At 71.6% G+C, this 17,717-nt stretch carries 13 protein-coding genes; 6 read left to right on the top strand and 7 right to left on the bottom strand.

The genetic code is table 11. The annotated features are described in order from the left end of the window. Positions 1-91 precede the first annotated feature (91 nt). Positions 92-2,086 carry a TIGR03960 family B12-binding radical SAM protein gene (locus AB0N27_RS00065; protein ID WP_364362230.1) on the bottom strand — a complete coding sequence of 665 codons (1,995 nt, stop codon included), beginning with the start codon at positions 2,084-2,086 and terminating at the stop codon, positions 92-94. Between the two features lie 106 nt (positions 2,087-2,192). On the opposite strand from AB0N27_RS00065, the gene AB0N27_RS00060 reads away from it, so the two are divergent. Further along, entirely contained in the window at positions 2,193-3,491 is a 1,299-nt protein-coding gene (locus AB0N27_RS00060; RefSeq protein WP_364362229.1) for a hypothetical protein, read from the top strand. 9 nt (positions 3,492-3,500) lie between these two features. Here the strand turns inward: AB0N27_RS00060 and AB0N27_RS00055 are convergent, their stop codons facing one another. Together AB0N27_RS00055 and ileS are read right to left on the bottom strand one after the other, a co-directional pair. Continuing rightward, positions 3,501-4,190, bottom strand: a complete 690-nt coding sequence (locus AB0N27_RS00055; protein ID WP_364362228.1) for a lysophospholipid acyltransferase family protein — start codon at positions 4,188-4,190, stop codon at positions 3,501-3,503. A 153-nt stretch (positions 4,191-4,343) separates the two neighbouring features. After that, positions 4,344-7,490 (bottom strand): isoleucine--tRNA ligase, encoded by a 3,147-nt coding sequence (ileS, locus tag AB0N27_RS00050; protein ID WP_364362227.1) that lies wholly within the window; start codon positions 7,488-7,490, stop codon positions 4,344-4,346. A 307-nt stretch (positions 7,491-7,797) separates the two neighbouring features. On the opposite strand from ileS, the gene AB0N27_RS00045 reads away from it, so the two are divergent. The 3 genes from AB0N27_RS00045 (at position 7,798) to sigJ (ending at position 10,508) form a co-directional block, all read left to right on the top strand. Then, on the top strand, positions 7,798-8,817 hold the full coding sequence (locus AB0N27_RS00045) for an ArsR family transcriptional regulator (protein WP_364362226.1): 1,020 nt from the start codon (positions 7,798-7,800) through the stop codon (positions 8,815-8,817). Between the two features lie 387 nt (positions 8,818-9,204). Further along, on the top strand, positions 9,205-9,636 hold the full coding sequence (locus tag AB0N27_RS00040; protein ID WP_364362225.1) for a carboxymuconolactone decarboxylase family protein: 432 nt from the start codon (positions 9,205-9,207) through the stop codon (positions 9,634-9,636). Then, complete coding sequence (gene sigJ / locus AB0N27_RS00035; protein WP_364362224.1) at positions 9,633-10,508, top strand: RNA polymerase sigma factor SigJ; 876 nt, start codon at positions 9,633-9,635, stop codon at positions 10,506-10,508. Before AB0N27_RS00040 ends, sigJ begins: the two co-directional genes overlap by 4 nt. A gap of 10 nt (positions 10,509-10,518) precedes the next feature. Here sigJ and ndk read toward each other — a convergent pair whose 3' ends face one another. Further along, positions 10,519-10,944 (bottom strand): nucleoside-diphosphate kinase, encoded by a 426-nt coding sequence (gene ndk / locus AB0N27_RS00030; protein ID WP_363689346.1) that lies wholly within the window; start codon positions 10,942-10,944, stop codon positions 10,519-10,521. A 142-nt stretch (positions 10,945-11,086) separates the two neighbouring features. Between ndk and AB0N27_RS00025 the strand changes: the two genes are divergently transcribed. Then, positions 11,087-12,496 carry a VOC family protein gene (locus AB0N27_RS00025; protein WP_364362223.1) on the top strand — a complete coding sequence of 470 codons (1,410 nt, stop codon included), beginning with the start codon at positions 11,087-11,089 and terminating at the stop codon, positions 12,494-12,496. A 3-nt stretch (positions 12,497-12,499) separates the two neighbouring features. Here the strand turns inward: AB0N27_RS00025 and AB0N27_RS00020 are convergent, their stop codons facing one another. From AB0N27_RS00020 to AB0N27_RS00010, 3 genes are read right to left on the bottom strand one after another with little or no spacing between them, the layout of a single operon-like run. Beyond that, the gene (locus AB0N27_RS00020; RefSeq protein WP_364362222.1) at positions 12,500-12,859 is read right to left on the bottom strand and encodes a DUF4233 domain-containing protein; all 360 of its coding nucleotides are present in this window, start codon (positions 12,857-12,859) and stop codon (positions 12,500-12,502) included. Further along, positions 12,856-14,190 carry a folylpolyglutamate synthase/dihydrofolate synthase family protein gene (locus tag AB0N27_RS00015; protein WP_364362221.1) on the bottom strand — a complete coding sequence of 445 codons (1,335 nt, stop codon included), beginning with the start codon at positions 14,188-14,190 and terminating at the stop codon, positions 12,856-12,858. The genes AB0N27_RS00020 and AB0N27_RS00015 overlap by 4 nt, the downstream gene beginning before the upstream one ends. Then, complete coding sequence (locus tag AB0N27_RS00010) at positions 14,187-16,805, bottom strand: valine--tRNA ligase (RefSeq protein WP_364362220.1); 2,619 nt, start codon at positions 16,803-16,805, stop codon at positions 14,187-14,189. Before AB0N27_RS00010 ends, AB0N27_RS00015 begins: the two co-directional genes overlap by 4 nt. A 69-nt stretch (positions 16,806-16,874) precedes the next feature. Here AB0N27_RS00010 and AB0N27_RS00005 point away from each other — a divergent pair, with 69 nt between their 5' ends. Continuing rightward, positions 16,875-17,561 carry a hypothetical protein gene (locus AB0N27_RS00005; protein WP_364362219.1) on the top strand — a complete coding sequence of 229 codons (687 nt, stop codon included), beginning with the start codon at positions 16,875-16,877 and terminating at the stop codon, positions 17,559-17,561. The last annotated feature ends 156 nt before the right edge of the window (positions 17,562-17,717 follow it).

The following is a 17,717-nucleotide window of genomic DNA, read 5'->3' as shown; positions in this document are numbered from 1 at the left end:
CCTGTCACCCACCTGGCCTGGGCCGGGTGGGTGACGTGTCGGGTATGGAGGGTAGCGGCTCAGCGCATTCGCCGCTGCCCTGCGGGAGCGGTCAGGCGGGGTTGCCGGCCGCCGGCACCTTCATGCCGTTGCCGCCCAGCGGGGTGAGCGGGAGCAGCTTGCGGCCGGTCGGGCCGATCTGGATCTCGGTGTCCATCGAGGGGCAGACACCGCAGTCGAAGCACGGCGTCCAGCGGCAGTCGTCCTGCTCGAACTCGCTGAGCGAGTCCTGCCAGTCCTGCCAGAGCCAGTCCTTGTCCAGCCCCGAGTCCAGGTGGTCCCAGGGCAGGACCTCCAGCTCGTCGCGCTGACGGGTGGTGTACCAGTCGAGGTCCACCCCGTACGCGGGCAGCGTCTCGGCGGCGGCGTCCACCCAGCGCTGGTACGAGAAGTGCTCGCTCCAGCCGTCGAACCGGCCGCCGTTCTCCCACACCCTGCGGATCACCGAGCCGACCCGGCGGTCGCCCCGGGAAAGCAGCCCTTCGATGAGCGACGGCTCGCCGTCGTGGTAGCGGTAGCCGATGGCCCGGCCCAGTGAGCGGTCCGAGTTGATCGCCTGCTTGAGGATCTTGAGCCGGTGGTCAATGACCTCCGGACGCTCCATCGGCGCCCACTGGAACGGAGTGTGCGGCTTCGGCACGAACCCGCCGATGGAGACCGTGCAGCGGATGTCCTTGGAACCCGTCGCGGCCCGACCCGCCTTGATCACCTCGTGCGCCATGTCGGCGATCTCGAGGACGTCCTCGTCGGTCTCGGTGGGCAGGCCGCACATGAAGTACAGCTTCACCTGCCGCCAGCCGTTGCTGTACGCGGTGACGACCGTGCGGATGAGGTCTTCCTTCGACACCATCTTGTTGATGACCTTGCGGATCCGCTCCGACCCGCCCTCCGGGGCGAAGGTCAGGCCGGTACGCCTCCCGTTGCGGGACAGCTCCTGGGCGAGGTCGATGTTGAACGCGTCCACCCGCGTCGACGGCAGCGACAGCGAGACGTTCGTGCCCTCGTACTGCTGGGCCAGGCCCGAGCACATGTCACCGATCTCGGAGTGGTCCGCCGAGGAGAGCGACAGCAGGCCCACCTCGGAGAAGCCGGAGAACTCCAGCCCTTCGCGGACCATCTGCCCGACGGTCGTGATCGACCGCTCCCGCACCGGCCGGGTGATCATGCCGGCCTGGCAGAACCGGCAACCCCGGGTGCAGCCCCGGAAGATCTCCACCGCGTACCGCTCGTGCACCGTCTCGGCCAGCGGGACCAGGGGCTTCTTCGGGTACGGCCACGCGTCCAGGTCCATCGTCGTGCGCTTGTGCACCCGGAACGGCACGTCCGCACGGTTCGGCACGACCCGCTGGATGCGCCCGTCGGGGAGGTAGTCGACGTCGTAGAAGCGTGGCACGTACACGCTCTCGGTGCGGGCCAGCCGCAGCAGCAGCTCGTCGCGGCCCCCGGGGCAGCCCTCGGCCTTCCAGTCCCGGACGATCGCGGTGATCTCCAGCACCGCCTCCTCGCCGTCACCGAGCACTGCGGCGTCGATGAAGTCGGCGATCGGCTCCGGGTTGAACGCGGCGTGCCCACCGGCCACGATCACCGGGTCGGCGTCGGTGCGGTCGGCGGCAAGCAGCGGGATGCCGGCCAGGTCGATCGCGGTGAGCATGTTCGTGTAACCCAGCTCGGTGGAGAACGAGATGCCGAACACGTCGAACTCGCGGACCGACCGGTGCGCGTCGACGGTGAACTGCGGCACGCCGTGCGTGCGCATCAGGCTCTCCAGGTCCGGCCAGACCGCGTACGTCCGCTCGGCGAGGGTGTCGGGCAGCTCGTTGAGCACCTCGTACAGGATCTGCACGCCCTGGTTGGGCAGGCCCACCTCGTACGCGTCGGGATACATCAGCGCCCAGCGCACGGTCGCGGCGTCCCAGTCCTTGACCACCGCGCCCAACTCGCCGCCGACGTACTGGATGGGCTTGGAAACCTGAGGGAGCAGCGGCTCCAGCCGGGGCCAGACGGAATTGGTCGCGGCCGCGCGCGGCGTCGTGGACGGGGCACTCATGATGCCCAAGGGTACGCGCCCGTCCGGCGGTGACCGCGCGCACGCCCGATCGCGGTGGTGGCGGCGCGGTACTAACCTCGGACCGGCGCGAGAGGAGATTGCCGCGATGCCGGAGCCCCAGCCGGGAGCACGGCCGGCCGACGGGAGCACCCCGGGCACGGAGCCGGAGCGGGACCCGGCGGTCGCCGACGAGCCGACCTCCCCACCCGTACCCCCGGACCAGCCCGACCCCTCGGACCAGCCCCGACCCTCGGACCAGCGCGAACCGGCGGATTCGCCGGCCGCCGCCGCGGACCCCCCCGCCGAGAAGGGCGCCGAGCCGACCGCCGCCGCCGAGGCGGGCACGGCCGCCACCGCGGAGGCGCCCGCGCCCCGGTGGAGCGGGTCGGCGCCGGTTCCTCCCCCGCTGCCGCGTCGGCAGGGCTGGGGCGCGTCGACCGAGCCGACCCCGCCACCGCCGGTGCCCCACGAGCCTCCGGAGCACCGCACCCCTGTCGACCCGTGGGCCGGCGTGGACACCGGCGGCTGGGACCTGCCGTCCGCCGAGCTGCCCCCACTGCCCCCGACGCTGCCGTATCCCACACCGCCGTCGACCCGGCAGTGGTCCGGTCCACCGGCTCCCCCTGCCGCTCCGCAGCAGGTGTCACCGCCGGCCGCGCCCATGCCGCCGCACGCCGCGCGGCCCGTCCCGCCGACCCGGCCGATGTCGCCCGCGCCGCCACCGCAGCGGCCGGTGTCACCGCCCGCGCCGGCCCCCGTGCCCAAGCAGCGTCGGGGCCGGCGCACGCCACCGCCACCACCGGCGCCGCCCGGCTGGCAGGCCCCCAGGGGGTACGTGCCGGTCCCGGTCCGGCGGCGACGCCGCTGGCCGTGGCTGCTGCTGCTCACCCTCGCCTGCTGCTGTGGCTGCCCCGCCTACTACGGGTTCCCCATCTCGGCCCAGTACCCGGCCCGCGCCGCTCTGCCCGACCAGGTGGAGGACCTCAGCCTGCGTCAGGACGACGGCAGCGCCGCGACCGCCAAGCGTCTGGAGAGTGAGGTACGCCAGGAGCACTGGCTGGCCGAGGACACGTTCGCCGGGGTCTACTCCACGACGAGCGGCAAGCGGGTGACCGTCTTCGGCGGCACCGGCTTCCGGCTGAGCCCGGAGTCGGACGCGGAGGCGGAGATCAGCCGGCTCACCGAGCGGTACGCGCTGGGCACCGCCGAGACCGTGGACACAGGTGTGCGGGGCAGGCACGAGCGGTGCGCGGTCGGCCGGGCGGACGGCAGTGACGTGGTGGTCTGCACGTCGGTCGACCACGGCAGCATCGCCACAGGCGTGTTCACCAGGCTGTCCGTCTCCGACAGTGCCGATCTGCTGGACACCCTGCGAGCCCAGATCGTCCAGCCCGAGCGGGGCTGAGCGGCGGGGTCAGGCCTCGCGGGTGGGGTCCGGGTGGGCGCGCGGCGGGGCGTAGCGGGGCACGTACTCCTGGCCGGTGAGCTTCTGGATCTCGCTCATCAGCTCGTCGGTCATCTGCCGCAGCGACGCGCGGTCGTCCGGCCGGCCGGTGAAGTCCAACGGTTTGCCGAACCGGACGGTGATCTTGGCAGCGCCGGGGCGGGGCACCCGGGCGCCGATCGGTTGCGCCTTGTCCGTGCCGATCATGCCCACCGGAATGATCGGGACACCCGCGGCGATGGCCAGCCGGGCCGCGCCGGTCCGCCCCCGGTAGAGCTTGCCGTCCGGGGATCGGGTGCCCTCCGGGTAGACCACCACCAGATCACCGCCCTTGAGCGCCGGGATCGCCGCGTCGAACGCGGACAGCGCCGCCCGACCGCCGGCCCGTTCGACAGGAATCGCGCCCAGGCCGGTGAGGACGAACTTGGAGATCGCGCCCTTCACACCGGTGCCCTTGAAATACTCCGACTTCGCCCAGAACGCCAGGTGCCGGGGCACCACGGTGCCGAGGAACAGTTCGTCGGCCACCGAGAGATGGTTGCCGGCGAAGATCGCGCCGCCGGTCTCCGGCACGTGTTCCAGACCCTCCACGGTCGGGCGGAACGCCACCCGCAGCGTGGGCGCCACGGTCAGCTTGCCGATGGTGTAGAGCAGGGGCACTGGTCCTCCGGCAGATGAGGTGCGAGCAGGCGGTGTCACCGTAGCGGACGCCTCCACACTCCGCCGACGGAGGTGGAGGCGTCCGTGCCCAGACGATTTTCCCGTAAGGAAGGGCACCTTCCTATACACCAGGCGTTAGAAAGGTGCCCTTCCTTACGAACGGCGGACGGTTACCGTCACCCGCTCGCCCTCGCCCACCTCGCCGGCGAAGCCGTCGAGGCCCTCGGCGAAGTCCACCGAGTCGGCCAGGACCTCGCCGGCCACGAAGTCGATGTACGCGGCCACCGCCGCGCGCACGTCCTCCGAGGCCGACACCGACACCACGATCCGGTCCGAGACGTCCAGGTCGGCGTCGCGGCGGGCCTGCTGCACGACCCGCACCACGTCGCGGGCCAGCCCCTCGGCGGCCAGCTCCGGGGTGACCTCGGTGTCCAGGACGACCACACCCTCACCGCCGGGCAGCGGCGCGGAGTGCTCGGCGTCGGCCGCGACCAGGCGCAACTCGTACTCGCCCTCGGCCAGGGTGACGCCGGCGGCCACCGGGGCGCCGTCGACCAGCTCCCAGTCGCCCGCCTTGACCGCCTTGATCACCTGCTGGACCTGCTTGCCGACCCGCGGGCCGAGCGCCCGGGGCACCACTGTCAACACCTGCTGGCAGTACGAGGACAGCTCCGCGCTGAACTCCACGGCCTTCACGTTGACCTCGTCGGCGACCAGGTCGGCGAACGGGCGCAACTGCTCCGCCGCCGGCGAGGCCACTGTCAACGTGGACAGCGGCAGCCGCACCCGCAGACCCTTGGCCTTGCGCAGCGACAGCGCCGCCGAGGCCACGGCCCGCACGTTGTCCATGGCGGCGACCAGGTCGTGGTCAGCCGGGAACTCGCTCGCCTCCGGCCAGTCGGTCAGGTGCACCGAGCGCTCCCCGGTCAGCCCGCGCCAGATCTCCTCCGCGGTCAGCGGCGCCAGCGGTGCCACCACGCGGCAGAGCGTCTCCAGCACGGTCGACAGGGTGTCGAACGCGTTGGCGTCGCCGGACCAGAACCGGTCCCGCGAGCGGCGCACGTACCAGTTGGTGAGCGCGTCCAGGAAGGATCGGACTGTGGTGCAGGCGCCGGAGATGTCGTACGCGTCCATCTGCGCGCCGACAGTCGACACCAGCTCGTTGGTCTTCGCCAGGATGTACCGGTCCAGCAGGTGCGTCGAGTCGGTACGACGCCGCGCCTGGTACCCGTCCGCGTTGGCATAGAGCGAGAAGAAGTACCAGACGTTCCACAACGGCAGCAGCACCTGCCGGACGGCGTCGCGGATGCCCGCCTCGGTGACCGCCATGTCCCCGCCGCGCAGCACCGGCGACGACATCAGCATCCAGCGCATCGCGTCCGAGCCGTACGCGTCGAAGACGTGGTAGACGTCCGGGTAGTTGCGCAGGCTCTTGGACATCTTGCGCCCGTCCGAGCCGAGCAGGATGCCGTGGCTCAGGCAGTTGCGGAACGCCGGCCTGTCGAACAGCGCGGTGGCCAGCACGTGCATCGTGTAGAACCAGCCGCGGGTCTGCCCGATGTACTCGACGATGAAGTCACCCGGGTAGTGGTGCTCGAACCAGTCCGCGTTCTCGAACGGGTAGTGCACCTGGGCGAACGGCATCGACCCGGACTCGAACCAGCAGTCCAGCACCTCCGGCACCCGGCGCATCATCGACTGGCCGCTCGGGTCGTCCGGGTTGGGGCGGACCAGGTCGTCCACCTCGGGCCGGTGCAGGTCGGTCAGGCGTACGCCGAAGTCCCGTTCGATGTCCGCGAGGGAGCCGTAGACGTCCAGGCGCGGGTAGTTCGGGTCGTCGGACTTCCACACCGGGATCGGCGAGCCCCAGAACCGGTTCCGACTGATCGACCAGTCCCGGGCGTTGGCCAGCCACTTGCCGAACGAGCCGTCCTTGATGTGCGCAGGCGTCCAGTTGATCTGCTGGTTGAGCTCGACCATCCGGTCCCGGAACTTCGTCACGGCGACGAACCACGACGACACCGCCTTGTAGACAAGCGGGGTGTCGCAGCGCCAGCAGTGCGGGTACGAGTGGGTGTAGGTGTCCTGCCGCAGCACCACACCCCGCTCCTTCAGCTCCCGGATCACCGGCTTGTTGACGTCGAAGACCTGCTCACCCTGGTACGGCGGGACCAGCGCGGTGAACCGGGTGTGGTCGTCGACAGTGACGATTGTCGGGATGCCCGCGGCGTTGCAGACGTTCTGGTCGTCCTCACCGAAGGCCGGGGCGAGGTGCACGATCCCGGTGCCGTCCTCGGTGGTGACGAACTCCGCGCCGAGCACCTGGTACGCGTTCTCCCCGGCCTGCTCGACGAGGAAGTCGAACAGCGGCGTGTAGCGGCGTCCGACCAGGTCCCGGCCGTACACCGTGCCGACCTGCTCGAATCCGTCCAGCTCCTTGGCGTACGCGCCGAGCCGGGCGGCGCCCACCACGTACCGTTCGCCGTCGCGCTCCAGCACCGCGTACTCGATGTCGGGCCCGACGGCGAGCGCCAGGTTCGACGGCAGGGTCCACGGCGTGGTGGTCCAGACGCCCAGCCGGACCGGCCCGCGCAGCAGCTCCGGCGCGTTCTCGTCGGCGGTCAGCCCGAACCAGACGGTCAGCGTCGGGTCGTGCCGGTCCCGGTAGACGTCGTCCATCCGGGTCTCGGTGTTCGACAGCGGCGTCTCGCAGCGCCAGCAGTACGCCAGCACCCGGAAGCCCTCGTAGATCAGACCCTTGTCGTGCAGGGTCTTGAAGGCCCACATGACGCTTTCCATGTAGTCCAGGTCGAGCGTCTTGTAGTCGTTCGTGAAGTCGACCCAGCGTGCCTGCCGGTTGATGTACCGCTCCCAGTCCTGGGTGAACTCCAGCACCGAGGTGCGGCAGGCCTCGTTGAACCGGGCCACGCCGAGGTCGAGGATCTCCGCCTTGCTGGTGATGCCGAGCTGCTTCTCCGCGACCACCTCGGCGGGCAGGCCGTGGCAGTCCCAGCCGAAGCGCCGCTCGACGTGCCGCCCGCGCATCGTCTGGTAGCGGGGCACCACGTCCTTGACGTACCCGGTGAAGAGGTGGCCGTAGTGCGGCAGCCCGTTGGCGAACGGCGGACCGTCGTAGAAGACGTACTCGTTCTTGCCGTCGTCGCCGGCCGGACGGGCCTCGACGGAAGCCTCGAAGGTCTTGTCGGCCGTCCAGTGCTCCAGCACCCGGCGCTCGACCGCGGGCAGGTCCGGGCTCGCCGGGACACCGGCGGCGGTCGGGTCGTGCAACGGATAGGCCATCGGGGTCGCTCTCCTCGCGCAGCTCACTCAACGTGGGTCTGCGAGGACGAACCTTCCGGGGTACGCCTGCGACGGCGCTCCCGGGTGGTCCGCGGTACCACCCCGCTTGGCGGTCAGGATCGACCGCCCGCTCATTGCCGGCTGTGACGGGCCGCACCCGTCCGGTTCTACTGGGCCGGTTGCCCGGCTGTTCTTCCGGAGGCTCACCGGTGATGGCCGGGTCATCGCCTTACGGTGCTCAACGATACAAGACCCGCCCCCCACCCCGCCGCCGAGTAAAGCGCGCGCAGGCACCTAGGCTGGCCGGGTGATCCGGATCGAGTTGGACGAACCGACGCTGTCCCGCACCCGGATCGCCACCAGCCCGCTCTGGGAGGTCCTGACCAGCCTGTTCGTGCTGAACCGCCACCCGGCAGACGCGCCCTGGCCGTACACCGACTGGGCACGGCACGCACGGCGGGTGCTCGACGAGGTGCCGGCGGCCGCGTCGGCCCGGCTGCTGACCGTCGGCCTGCCCGCACCGGATTTCCTCAGCCCGATCCCCACGTCGGCCGCGCCGACCCTTGCCGAACAGCTCGCCGAGCTGCGCGCGACGCCGGCTGAGGTGATCGCCGAGCAGATCCCCCACTACCACGACCCGGACGACCTGCCGGAGTGGCTCGGCCCGTTCGTCACGGACCGGCGGGCCGCCCTGGACCGGCTCGCCGACGGCATCGAGGCGTACTGGGACGCGGCCATCGCGCCGTGGTGGCCGGCGATGCAGGCGGCGCTGGACGAGGAGGTGCTGCACCGGGCGCGGGCGCTCGCCGCGTACGGTCCGGACGCGCTGCTGTCCGACCTGCACGAACGGGTGCGCTGGGACAAGCCTGTGCTGACGTTGGTGAAGCCGTCGGAGCAGGAGTTCGTGGCGGTGGACCAGCGGCTGCTGCTGATCCCACTGATCTTCTCGCAGGGAGCGCTTGTCTGCGCCACCGACCATCCGGAGATCATCGCCGTCTCCTACCAGGCGCGCGGGGCTGCGGTGCTCGCCGAGGGTGGACCCGCCTCGGCGGGCCGGACGGCGCCGGCCACGGATCGGTTGGCGGTGCTGGTCGGTCGAGGTCGTGCCCAGGTGCTGCGGGCGCTGGTACGCCCGGCCACCACCGCCGGCCTCGCGGCCACCCTGGGGCTCGCCCCGAGCACCGTGTCGGAGCAGCTCTCCGCGCTGCTGGCCGCCGGCGTGGTGCACCGCCGCCGGGTGGGCCGCCGGGTGTTGTACGGCCTGGAACCGGCCGGCCTGGCACTTGTGCAGCTCGTCGGTGACGAGCCGGCGAGCGTCTCGGCCTGAGCATTCGGCTCGATCCGAATCCGTTTCCCACAGGTCCCGGTCACTCCTAGCCTGCGGGTCGCGACCATGCGATCGGGGCGATCGGGTGCGTCGCACGTACCGCGGCCTCGGGAGATGGGTCGCGAGCCCAGCGTCGGGAGGTCCGGGCGGTCCGCGGCGTCGACCTGGCGGTCGGCAACGGGGAGCTGTCCGGCCTGCCCGGACCGAACGACGCTGGCAGGTCGGGAGCAGGGCGCGGGGAGCGTGGTCCAGAGGGAGGCGATCACTCATGTTTCCTCCCGATCCCGACCGGCATGACCGGCGTCACATCCCCGGCTGTCACGTCGTGCCCCCGCTGATCCGTCGTGACGGTGTCGAACCGATCAGGGGAGGAACATCGTGCAGCGGATGAACGCGGCAGAGGTCGCGTCACAGGGATACCAGGCCGTGCTGGGGCTGGAGAAGTACGTCCGGGCGAACGTCGACCACACCGTGCTGGAGCTGGTCAAGCTGCGGGCGTCGATGATCAACGGATGTGCGTTCTGCGTCGACATGCACAGCCGCGAGGCGCTCGACGCCGGCGAGTCGAGCCGTCGGCTCTTCGCGGTGGCCACCTGGCGGGAGGCGCCGTTCTTCGACGAGCGGGAACGGGCGGCGCTGGCGCTCACCGACGCGGTCACCAAGCTCGGTGAGCACGGCGTGCCGGACGAGGTGTGGGACGCCGCCGCGAAGGTCTGGTCGGAGAAGGAACTCGCCGACCTGGTCCTGGCCATTGCCACAATCAACGTGTGGAACCGGATCGGAGTGACCATGCGTCTGGAGCCTCCGGCCCACGCATGACCACCGGGGCGGCAGAGGCGGCCGGTGCGCTCCAGGCGCACCGGCCGATGCTGCTCGGGCTCGCCTACCGCCTGCTCGGCAGCCGGCACGACGCCGAGGACGTGCTCCAGGAGGCGTACCTGCGCTGGCTGCGGGTGGACCGATCGACTGTCGACGAGCCACGCCGGTACCTGTCCCGGGTGGTCACCCGGCTGGCCCTGGACCGGCTGCGGTCGCGGCAGGCGGCCCGCGAGACGTACGTCGGCACGTGGCTTCCCGAGCCGGTGCCGACCGAGCCCTCGCCGTTCGGGCCGCTGGACCGCGCCGAACTGCGCGACTCGCTCTCCACCGCGCTGCTGCACGTGCTGGAGCGGCTCACCCCGCCGGAACGGGCCGTGTACGTCCTGCACACCGCCTTCGAGCTGCCGTACGCGGAGATCGCGGAGATCCTGGACCGGACCCCCCAGGACTGCCGGCAGCTGCACCACCGCGCGGTGACCCGGGTACGGCAGGAGCAGCGGCGGTTCACGGCCAGCCGGTCGGAGCGGGAGCGGCTGCTCGACGCGTTCCTGGCCGCCGCCCGCGAGGGCGACCTGGCGACGCTCACCGGCCTGGTCGCCTCGGACGCCACGGCCTGGAACGACGGTGGTGGTCGGGTACGCGCGGCCCGCAACCCCGTCTTCGGCGCGGACCGGGTGGCCCGCTTCTTCGCCGGGATCTACGGTCCGGACCGCCAATGGACGATGCGCCGGGTGGAGCTGAACGGGGAGCCGGCCGCCCTGATGACCGGTCAGGACGGCAACACGTACGCCCTCACCATCGCCGCGGCGGACGGTCGGATCACCGGGATCTACGTGGTCGGCAATCCGACGAAGGTGCCCCCGGCCAGCTGAACGGGGAGCGTCAGCCCAGCTCGGGGAACCAGAGCGCGATCTCGCGCTTCGCGCTGTCCGTCGAGTCGGAGGCGTGCACCAGGTTCTCCCGGTTGGACAGCGACAGGTCGCCCCGGATGGTGCCGGCGGCGGCCTTGCGACCGTCGGTCGCCCCGACCAGCCCACGGACCACGTCGATGACCTGGTCACCGGAGAGCACGAGGGCGACCAGCGGGCCGCCGGTCATGAAGTCCTTCAACGGCGGGTAGAACGCCTTGTCGACGTGCTCGGCGTAGTGCGCGTCGGCGAGCGCCGCGTCCATCGTCCGGTGCACCATCGCGTCGATCCGCAGCCCCTTGCGCTCGAAGCGGGAGAGGACCTCGCCGACCAGGCCGCGGCGAACCGCGTCGGGCTTGATCAGAACGAGGCTGCGCTCATCCGGGCTGTTGCTGGACACGCTGGGTTCCTCCTGTACGCGCTTGACGCTCGGGATCGGTACGGTCAGCCTAGCGACCCGGTCCCGGCGCCGGCGCGGCGGCCGGTCTTTCGCCCGGTGGCCGTTCCGGCCTAGCCTGGCCCTGACCCCCGGGAGGTCCACTGTGGCGAATGGCGGGAACCGACCCATCGCGCCGGTACGCAAGCTGATCGGCGCGGTGCTGGGCACCGTGGCCACGTTCGTGGTCCTCTTCGGCCTCGGCATGACGAGCTGGCCGATCGTGGCGATCGGGGTCGCCCTGCTGGTGCTGGCGATCGCGCTGGCCACCGTACGCGGCGGTGGGCGCACCTGGGTGGTCGGTGTGGGCCACGTGCACAGCGCCTCGGAGCCACCCACCCAGTACGCGTTCGGCCGCTGCGAGCTGCAACTGGTGATCGACGCTCCCGGCCTGCCGCCCCGCTCGAAGAAGATCATCGAGCCGCGGGTGCCGGTCTCCAAGTGGCCGTCGCTGGGCCAGACCCTGCCGATCCGGGTCGCCCTGGACGACCAACGGCACGTCAAGGTCCTGTGGGACGAGGTGCCGACGCACGCCGAGACCGCCGCGGCAGTCGCCGACCTCCCCCCGGAGTTCGCCGAGGCGGAGCCCCTGGACGAGATGCTGATCCAGCAGGACGCCCCGCCGTGGGCCGACCGCGCGCCCGACGACGACTTCCGTGACCCGCTCGGCCCCGACCCGCTGCGCGACGATCCCCTGCGCGACGATCCGGGCGTCGACCCGGAGGGACGCGAGCCGGTGGTGATGCACCAGAGCCCCGGTGGCCCGGTGGTTCTGGAGGGCGTCGTCGTCGAACAACCCGCTGCCGACCAGTCGTCGGGCAGCGGGCTGCCCCGGCGGGCCACCCCGGCGCCGCGCCCGCCCGCCGAGGAGCGCTTCGACCAACCCGGTGCCGAACGCTTCGACCCGGTGGAGGCGGACCAGCCCGTACCGCCTGCCGAGCCCCACCTCGACCCGCCCACCGCGCACCGGTTCGACCCGGCCCCCACCCAGCGGTCCGCCGCCACCGACCCACTGGACCCGCTCGACCTGCCCCTGGACGACCCCGCCACCACCACGACGGAGAGCGCTACCGTCAGCGCCGAGGAACTCGACGAGGCGATCTTCGGGTTCGACGGGGGCGCCACGGCTGACCCGGCCGGCCCGATCAGCGGGGTGGGGCTGACCCTGCTGGTCACCGACCTGTCCCGGTCGCTCGACTTCTACCGCGACATGCTCGGCTTCACCGAGGTCGACCAGGGAGCGGGCAACGCCGTGCTCGCCTCCGGCACGACCCGGCTGGTGTTGCGCGAGGTCACCGGGGCAGCACCGATCAGCCGCCGACTCGTCCACGTCAACCTCGAGGTGGACGACATCGAGGCGGCGTACGAGCGGCTGCGCGGGTCCGGCGTCCGCTTCACGTACGCCCCCCGCGTCGTCAACCGGGGCAGCAGGCTCGAGGTGTGGGCGGCGGCCTTCCGGGACCCGGACGGCCACGGCATCGCCCTCACCCAGTGGCGTGAACGGGCCGACGCCTGACCGTCAGCCGAGGATGACCCGGCGGACGTGCACCGCGTACGCCCACACCAGGGCGAAGATGACACCAAGCGCGAACAGCGACCAGTGCAGCAGGCCGGACAGCAGCAGAAGGCCCTGGAGCACTGTGCCGGCATGCCACGCCCAGGGGCGGCGCATCATGCCGGCGATCAGGATGGCGGCCACCGCCAGGGCCACCACGGCAGCGATCGCGCCGCCACTCAGGTCGCCGCCGACCACCCGGATCGGCTGGATCGCCAGCAGCAGCACCAGCGCCTCCAGGGCGAGCGTCCCGGCGCCCAGTCCGCGTACCGCCCGCTGCGGGTCGCGCAGCCCGGACCGGCGCGGCTGCTCCGGGCCGGTCATCGCTTCAGCAGGCGACGGGCGTCGGCCACCGTCACCACCGACCCCGTGACCAGCACCCCGACACCACTCAGCTCGCCGGGGACGTCCTCCTCGGCGAGCGCCACCGCCAACTCGATCGCGTCGGGCATCTCGTCGGCCGACTCCACCCGCTCCTCGCCGAAGATCTCCCCGGCCAGGGCGGCGAGTTCCGCCGTCGGCATGGCCCGCGGCGAGCTGTTGCGGGTCACCACCACCACGTCGGCGACCGGCTCCAGCAGCTCCAGCAGGCTTGACGCGTCCTTGTCGGCGAGCACACCGACCACCGCGACGAGCTTGCTGAACGCGAACTCCTCCTGCAACGCGGAAACGGTGGCCGCCATCCCGTGCGGGTTGTGCGCGCCGTCCAGCAGGACGGTCGGGGCGCTGCGCACCCGCTCCAGCCGCCCGGGAGAGCTGGCCGAGGCGAAGCCCTCGCGGACCGCCTCGATGTCCAGCTGGCGCCTGGTCCCGGCACCCAGGAACGCCTCCACCGCGGCCAGTGCCACCGCCGCGTTCTGCGCCTGGTGCGCGCCGTGCAGCGGGATGAACACGTCCTCGTAGACACCGCCCAGCCCCTGGAGGCTGAGCACCTGGCCGCCGACGGCGACCGCCCGGCGCAGCACGCCGAACTCGGCGCCCTCCCGGGCGATGGTGGCGCCCACCTCGGCGCAGCGTTCGAGCAGCGGTCGCGCGGCCTCCTCCTCCTGCGCCGCGGCGATCACCGTGGCGCCCTGGTGGATGATGCCGGCCTTGGCCAGCGCGATGTCCTGGAGCGTGTCACCGAGCCACTCGGTGTGGTCCAACCCGATCGGGGTGATCACACAGACCCCGGCCTGGATGACGTTCGTGGCGTCCTCGGCGCCCCCGAGGCCGACCTCGACCACCGCGATGTCGACAGGCGCGTCGGCGAACGTGGCGAACGCCAGCGCGGTGGTCATGTCGAAGTACGTGAGCGGCTCGTCCGACCGCGCGTCGACCAGCTCGGCGAGCGGCTTGATCTCCCGGTACACCGCCGCGAACCGCTCCTCGCTGACCGGCTCCCCGTCCAGGCTGATCCGTTCCCGCACGGTCTCCAGGTGCGGGCTGGTGTACCGGCCGGTGTGCAGCCCGAACGCCCGCAGCAGGGAGTCGATCATCCGCGCGGTGGAGGTCTTGCCGTTGGTGCCGGTCAGGTGGATCGAGGGGTACGCCCGCTGCGGACTGCCGAGCAGGTCGAGCAGCGACTCGATGCGGTCCAGCTCGAAGACCATGCGGGTGAAGCCACGGGCGTTCAGCTCGGCCTCGACGGCGGCGAAATCGGTACGGTCGGTCACGAGGGCAGTGTCTCCAGAGCAGCGTTGATCCGGACCAGGTCGGCCTCGGCGGTGGCGAGCCGGTCACGAATCTTCGCGACCACCGGCTCGGGGGCCTTGCCGATGAAGGCCGGGTTGTCGAGCTTCGCCCGGGCCTGCGCGACCTCCTTCTCGGCTGCCGTGCGGTCCTTGGTCAGCCGGGCCCGCTCGGCGGCCACGTCGATCGACCCCCGGGTGTCCAACGCGACACCGACCGCGCCAGGCATGGTCAGCGTGGCGCTGGCCTGGAAGTCGTCACCGGCCGGGTCCAGCCGGACCAGCGAACGGATCAGCGGCTCGTGGGCCGCGATGCCCGCCCCGGACAGCCCGTCCAGGCGGGCGGCCACCCGCTGCGTCGGGCGCAGCCCCTGGTCGGAACGGAACCGGCGGATCTCGGTGACCACCCGCTGCACACCTACCATCTCGGCCTCGGCGGCGTCGTCGATAAGCGAGCGGTCGGCCACCGGCCAGGCGACCGCCTGCACCGTCTCGCCGCCGGTCAGCGCGAGCCACAGCTCCTCGGTGACGAACGGGATGACCGGGTGCAGCAGTCGCAGCAGCTGATCGAGCACGTGCCCGAGCACCCGGCGGCTGGCCTCCGCCCGCTCGCCGCCCTCGGCGAGCACCGGCTTGCTCAGCTCGACGTACCAGTCGCAGACGTCGTCCCAGGCGAAGTGGTACAGCAGGTCGCAGACCTTGGCGAACTCGTACGCCTCGAACTGCTCGTCGACCTCGGCGGTGACGTGCGCCAGCCGGGACAGGATCCACCTGTCGACCGTGGAGAGCTGCTCGGCCGGGGGCAGGTCGCCGGTGGTGTGCGCGCCGTTCATCAGGGCGAAGCGGGTGGCGTTCCAGAGCTTGTTGCAGAAGTTGCGCGAGCCCTGGCACCACTCCTCGCTGACCGGGACGTCCTGACCGGGGTTCGCGCCCCGGGCCAGCGTGAACCGGGTGGCGTCGGCGCCGTACCTGTCGATCCAGTCCAGCGGGTCGACCACGTTGCCGAACGACTTCGACATCTTCTTGCCGAACTGGTCGCGCACCATGCCGTGCAGCGCCACCACGTCGAAGGGCGGCCGGCCGTCCATCGCGTAGAGGCCGAACATCATCATCCGGGCGACCCAGAAGAACAGGATGTCGTACCCGGTGACCAGCACGCTTGTCGGGTAGAACTTCGCCAGGTCCGGGGTCTGCTCGGGCCAGCCGAGGGTGGAGAACGGCCACAGGCCGCTGGAGAACCAGGTGTCCAGGACGTCCTCGTCCTGGTGCCAGCCCTCGCCGGTCGGCGGCGCCTCGTCGGGGCCGACGCAGACGATCTCACCCTCCGGCCCGTACCAGACCGGGATGCGGTGGCCCCACCACAGCTGGCGGGAGATGCACCAGTCGTGCATGTTGTCGACCCAGGCGAAGTAGCGCTTGGCCAGCTCGGCGGGCTCGATGCGCACCCGGCCGTCGCGCACCGCGTCGCCGGCGGCCTGCGCCAGCGGGGCGGTGTTGACGAACCACTGCAACGACAGCCGCGGCTCGACTGTGGTCTTGCACCGCGAGCAGTGCCCGACCGCGTGCACGTACGGACGCTTCTCGGCGACGATCCGGCCCTGCTCGCGCAGCGCGGCCACGATCGCGGGCCGCGCCTCGAACCGGTCCAGTCCCTCGAACGGGCCGGGCACGGTGATCACGCCGCGCTCGTCCATCACGGTCAGCGCGGGCAGGTCGTGCCGCTGGCCGATCTCGAAGTCGTTCGGGTCGTGCGCAGGCGTCACCTTGACCATGCCGGTGCCGAAGGACGGGTCGACGTGCGCGTCGGCGACGATCGGGATCCGGCGGCCGGTCAGCGGCAGCTCGACCTCGGTGCCGATGAGGTGCTGGTAGCGCTCGTCGTCGGGGTGCACCGCCACCGCTGTGTCGCCGAGCATCGTCTCGGCCCGGGTGGTGGCCACGACGACCTCGTCGCTGTAGCGGATCGAGATCAGCTCACCGTCGTCGTCGGTGTGCTCGACCTCGATGTCGGAGAGTGCCGTGAGGCAGCGCGGGCACCAGTTGATGATCCGGTTGGCCCGGTAGATGAGGCCGTCGTCGAAGAGCTTCTTGAAGATGGTCTGGACGGCGCGGCTCAGCCCCTCGTCCATGGTGAAGCGCTCGCGGTCCCAGTCGACGGAGTCGCCGAGGCGGCGCATCTGGCCGAGGATGGCGCCGCCGGACTCGGCCTTCCACTGCCAGACCCGCTCGACGAACTTCTCCCGGCCGAGATCGTGCCGGGACAGACCCTCGGCGGCGAGCTGCCGCTCCACCAGGTTCTGGGTGGCGATGCCGGCGTGGTCCATGCCGGGCAGCCACAGCGCCTCGAAGCCCTGCATCCGCTTACGCCTGGTCAGCGCGTCCATCAGCGTGTGCTCGAACGCGTGGCCCATGTGCAGCGAGCCGGTGACGTTGGGCGGCGGGATGACGATGGTGAAGGGGGGCTTGTCGCTGTCGGCGGAGGCCCGGAAGTGCCCGCCGGCTACCCACTGCTCGTACCGTCGCTGCTCTACCTCGCCGGGCTGGTACTGGCCGGCAAGGGTCGGGGCGTCGGGGCGTCGGGCATCCAGTCTCTCGGTCACCGGACAAGTCTACGGAGGGGTTCGGCGGACCTGACGTGCGCCACCTGCCGTTCGCGTACGGTGTCGGCTATGTCCGACGCACATCTCACCGAACGGTCGCTCGACGGCGGCCGCGAGCCAGTCGAGTTGACCGACGAGCCGATCCGGCTCAGCACCCGCGACTCCGGGGGCGATCCCGACGAGCGGCAGGGTGGCTGGTCCCGCCGACGCCGGATCGTGTGGGCGGCGGCCCTCGTGGTCGGTCTGGCGGGCGCCGGTGTGCTGGGTGTCGCCGGGTGGCGGGTGGCACAGCAGAAGGACACGGAGCTGACCTCACCTGACCGGGTGGCGGGCCTGTCCCGGGACGACAGTGAGCGGGCGAAGAGCACCGCCGACTACCTGCGCAGCGGCCTGGCCGCCGACATCGAGCTGGACAGCAGCTTCGGGACGGTCTACCGCGACCCGTCCGACGAGAAGCGGTCCGTCCTGATCTTCGGGGGCACGACCCTGCTGTGGCAGCCGGAACGCGACCTGGACAGCCTCTTCGGCCTGATGTCCGACGAGACCGGTGCGGTGACAGGCCTGCGCGAGATGTCCGCGGGTGACCTGGGCGGTGTGCTCAAGTGCGGCAGCACCAGCGGCGAGGGCGGTGACTTCGCCGTGTGTGGCTGGGCCGACCACGGCAGCGTCGTGATGGCGATGTTCCCGGGGCGTTCGGTCGCCGACGCGGGCTCCCTGATGCGTGACCTGCGTGCCGGCATGCAGACCCGCGGCTGAGCACGCCGAGTCGTCGGCGTACCGGTGCCGCGGGTCAGGCTGCGGAATGGGTGCGGGAAACGCAGAACGGGTCACCCGTGAGGGTGACCCGTTCTGGAATGATTGTCCGGCGGCGTCCTACTCTCCCACACCCTCACGAGTGCAGTACCATCGGCG

This window comes from Micromonospora sp. NPDC093244 (genome assembly GCF_040683695.1).
Classification (GTDB): domain Bacteria; phylum Actinomycetota; class Actinomycetes; order Mycobacteriales; family Micromonosporaceae; genus Micromonospora.
This window is presented reverse-complemented; position numbering and strand designations above follow the sequence as displayed.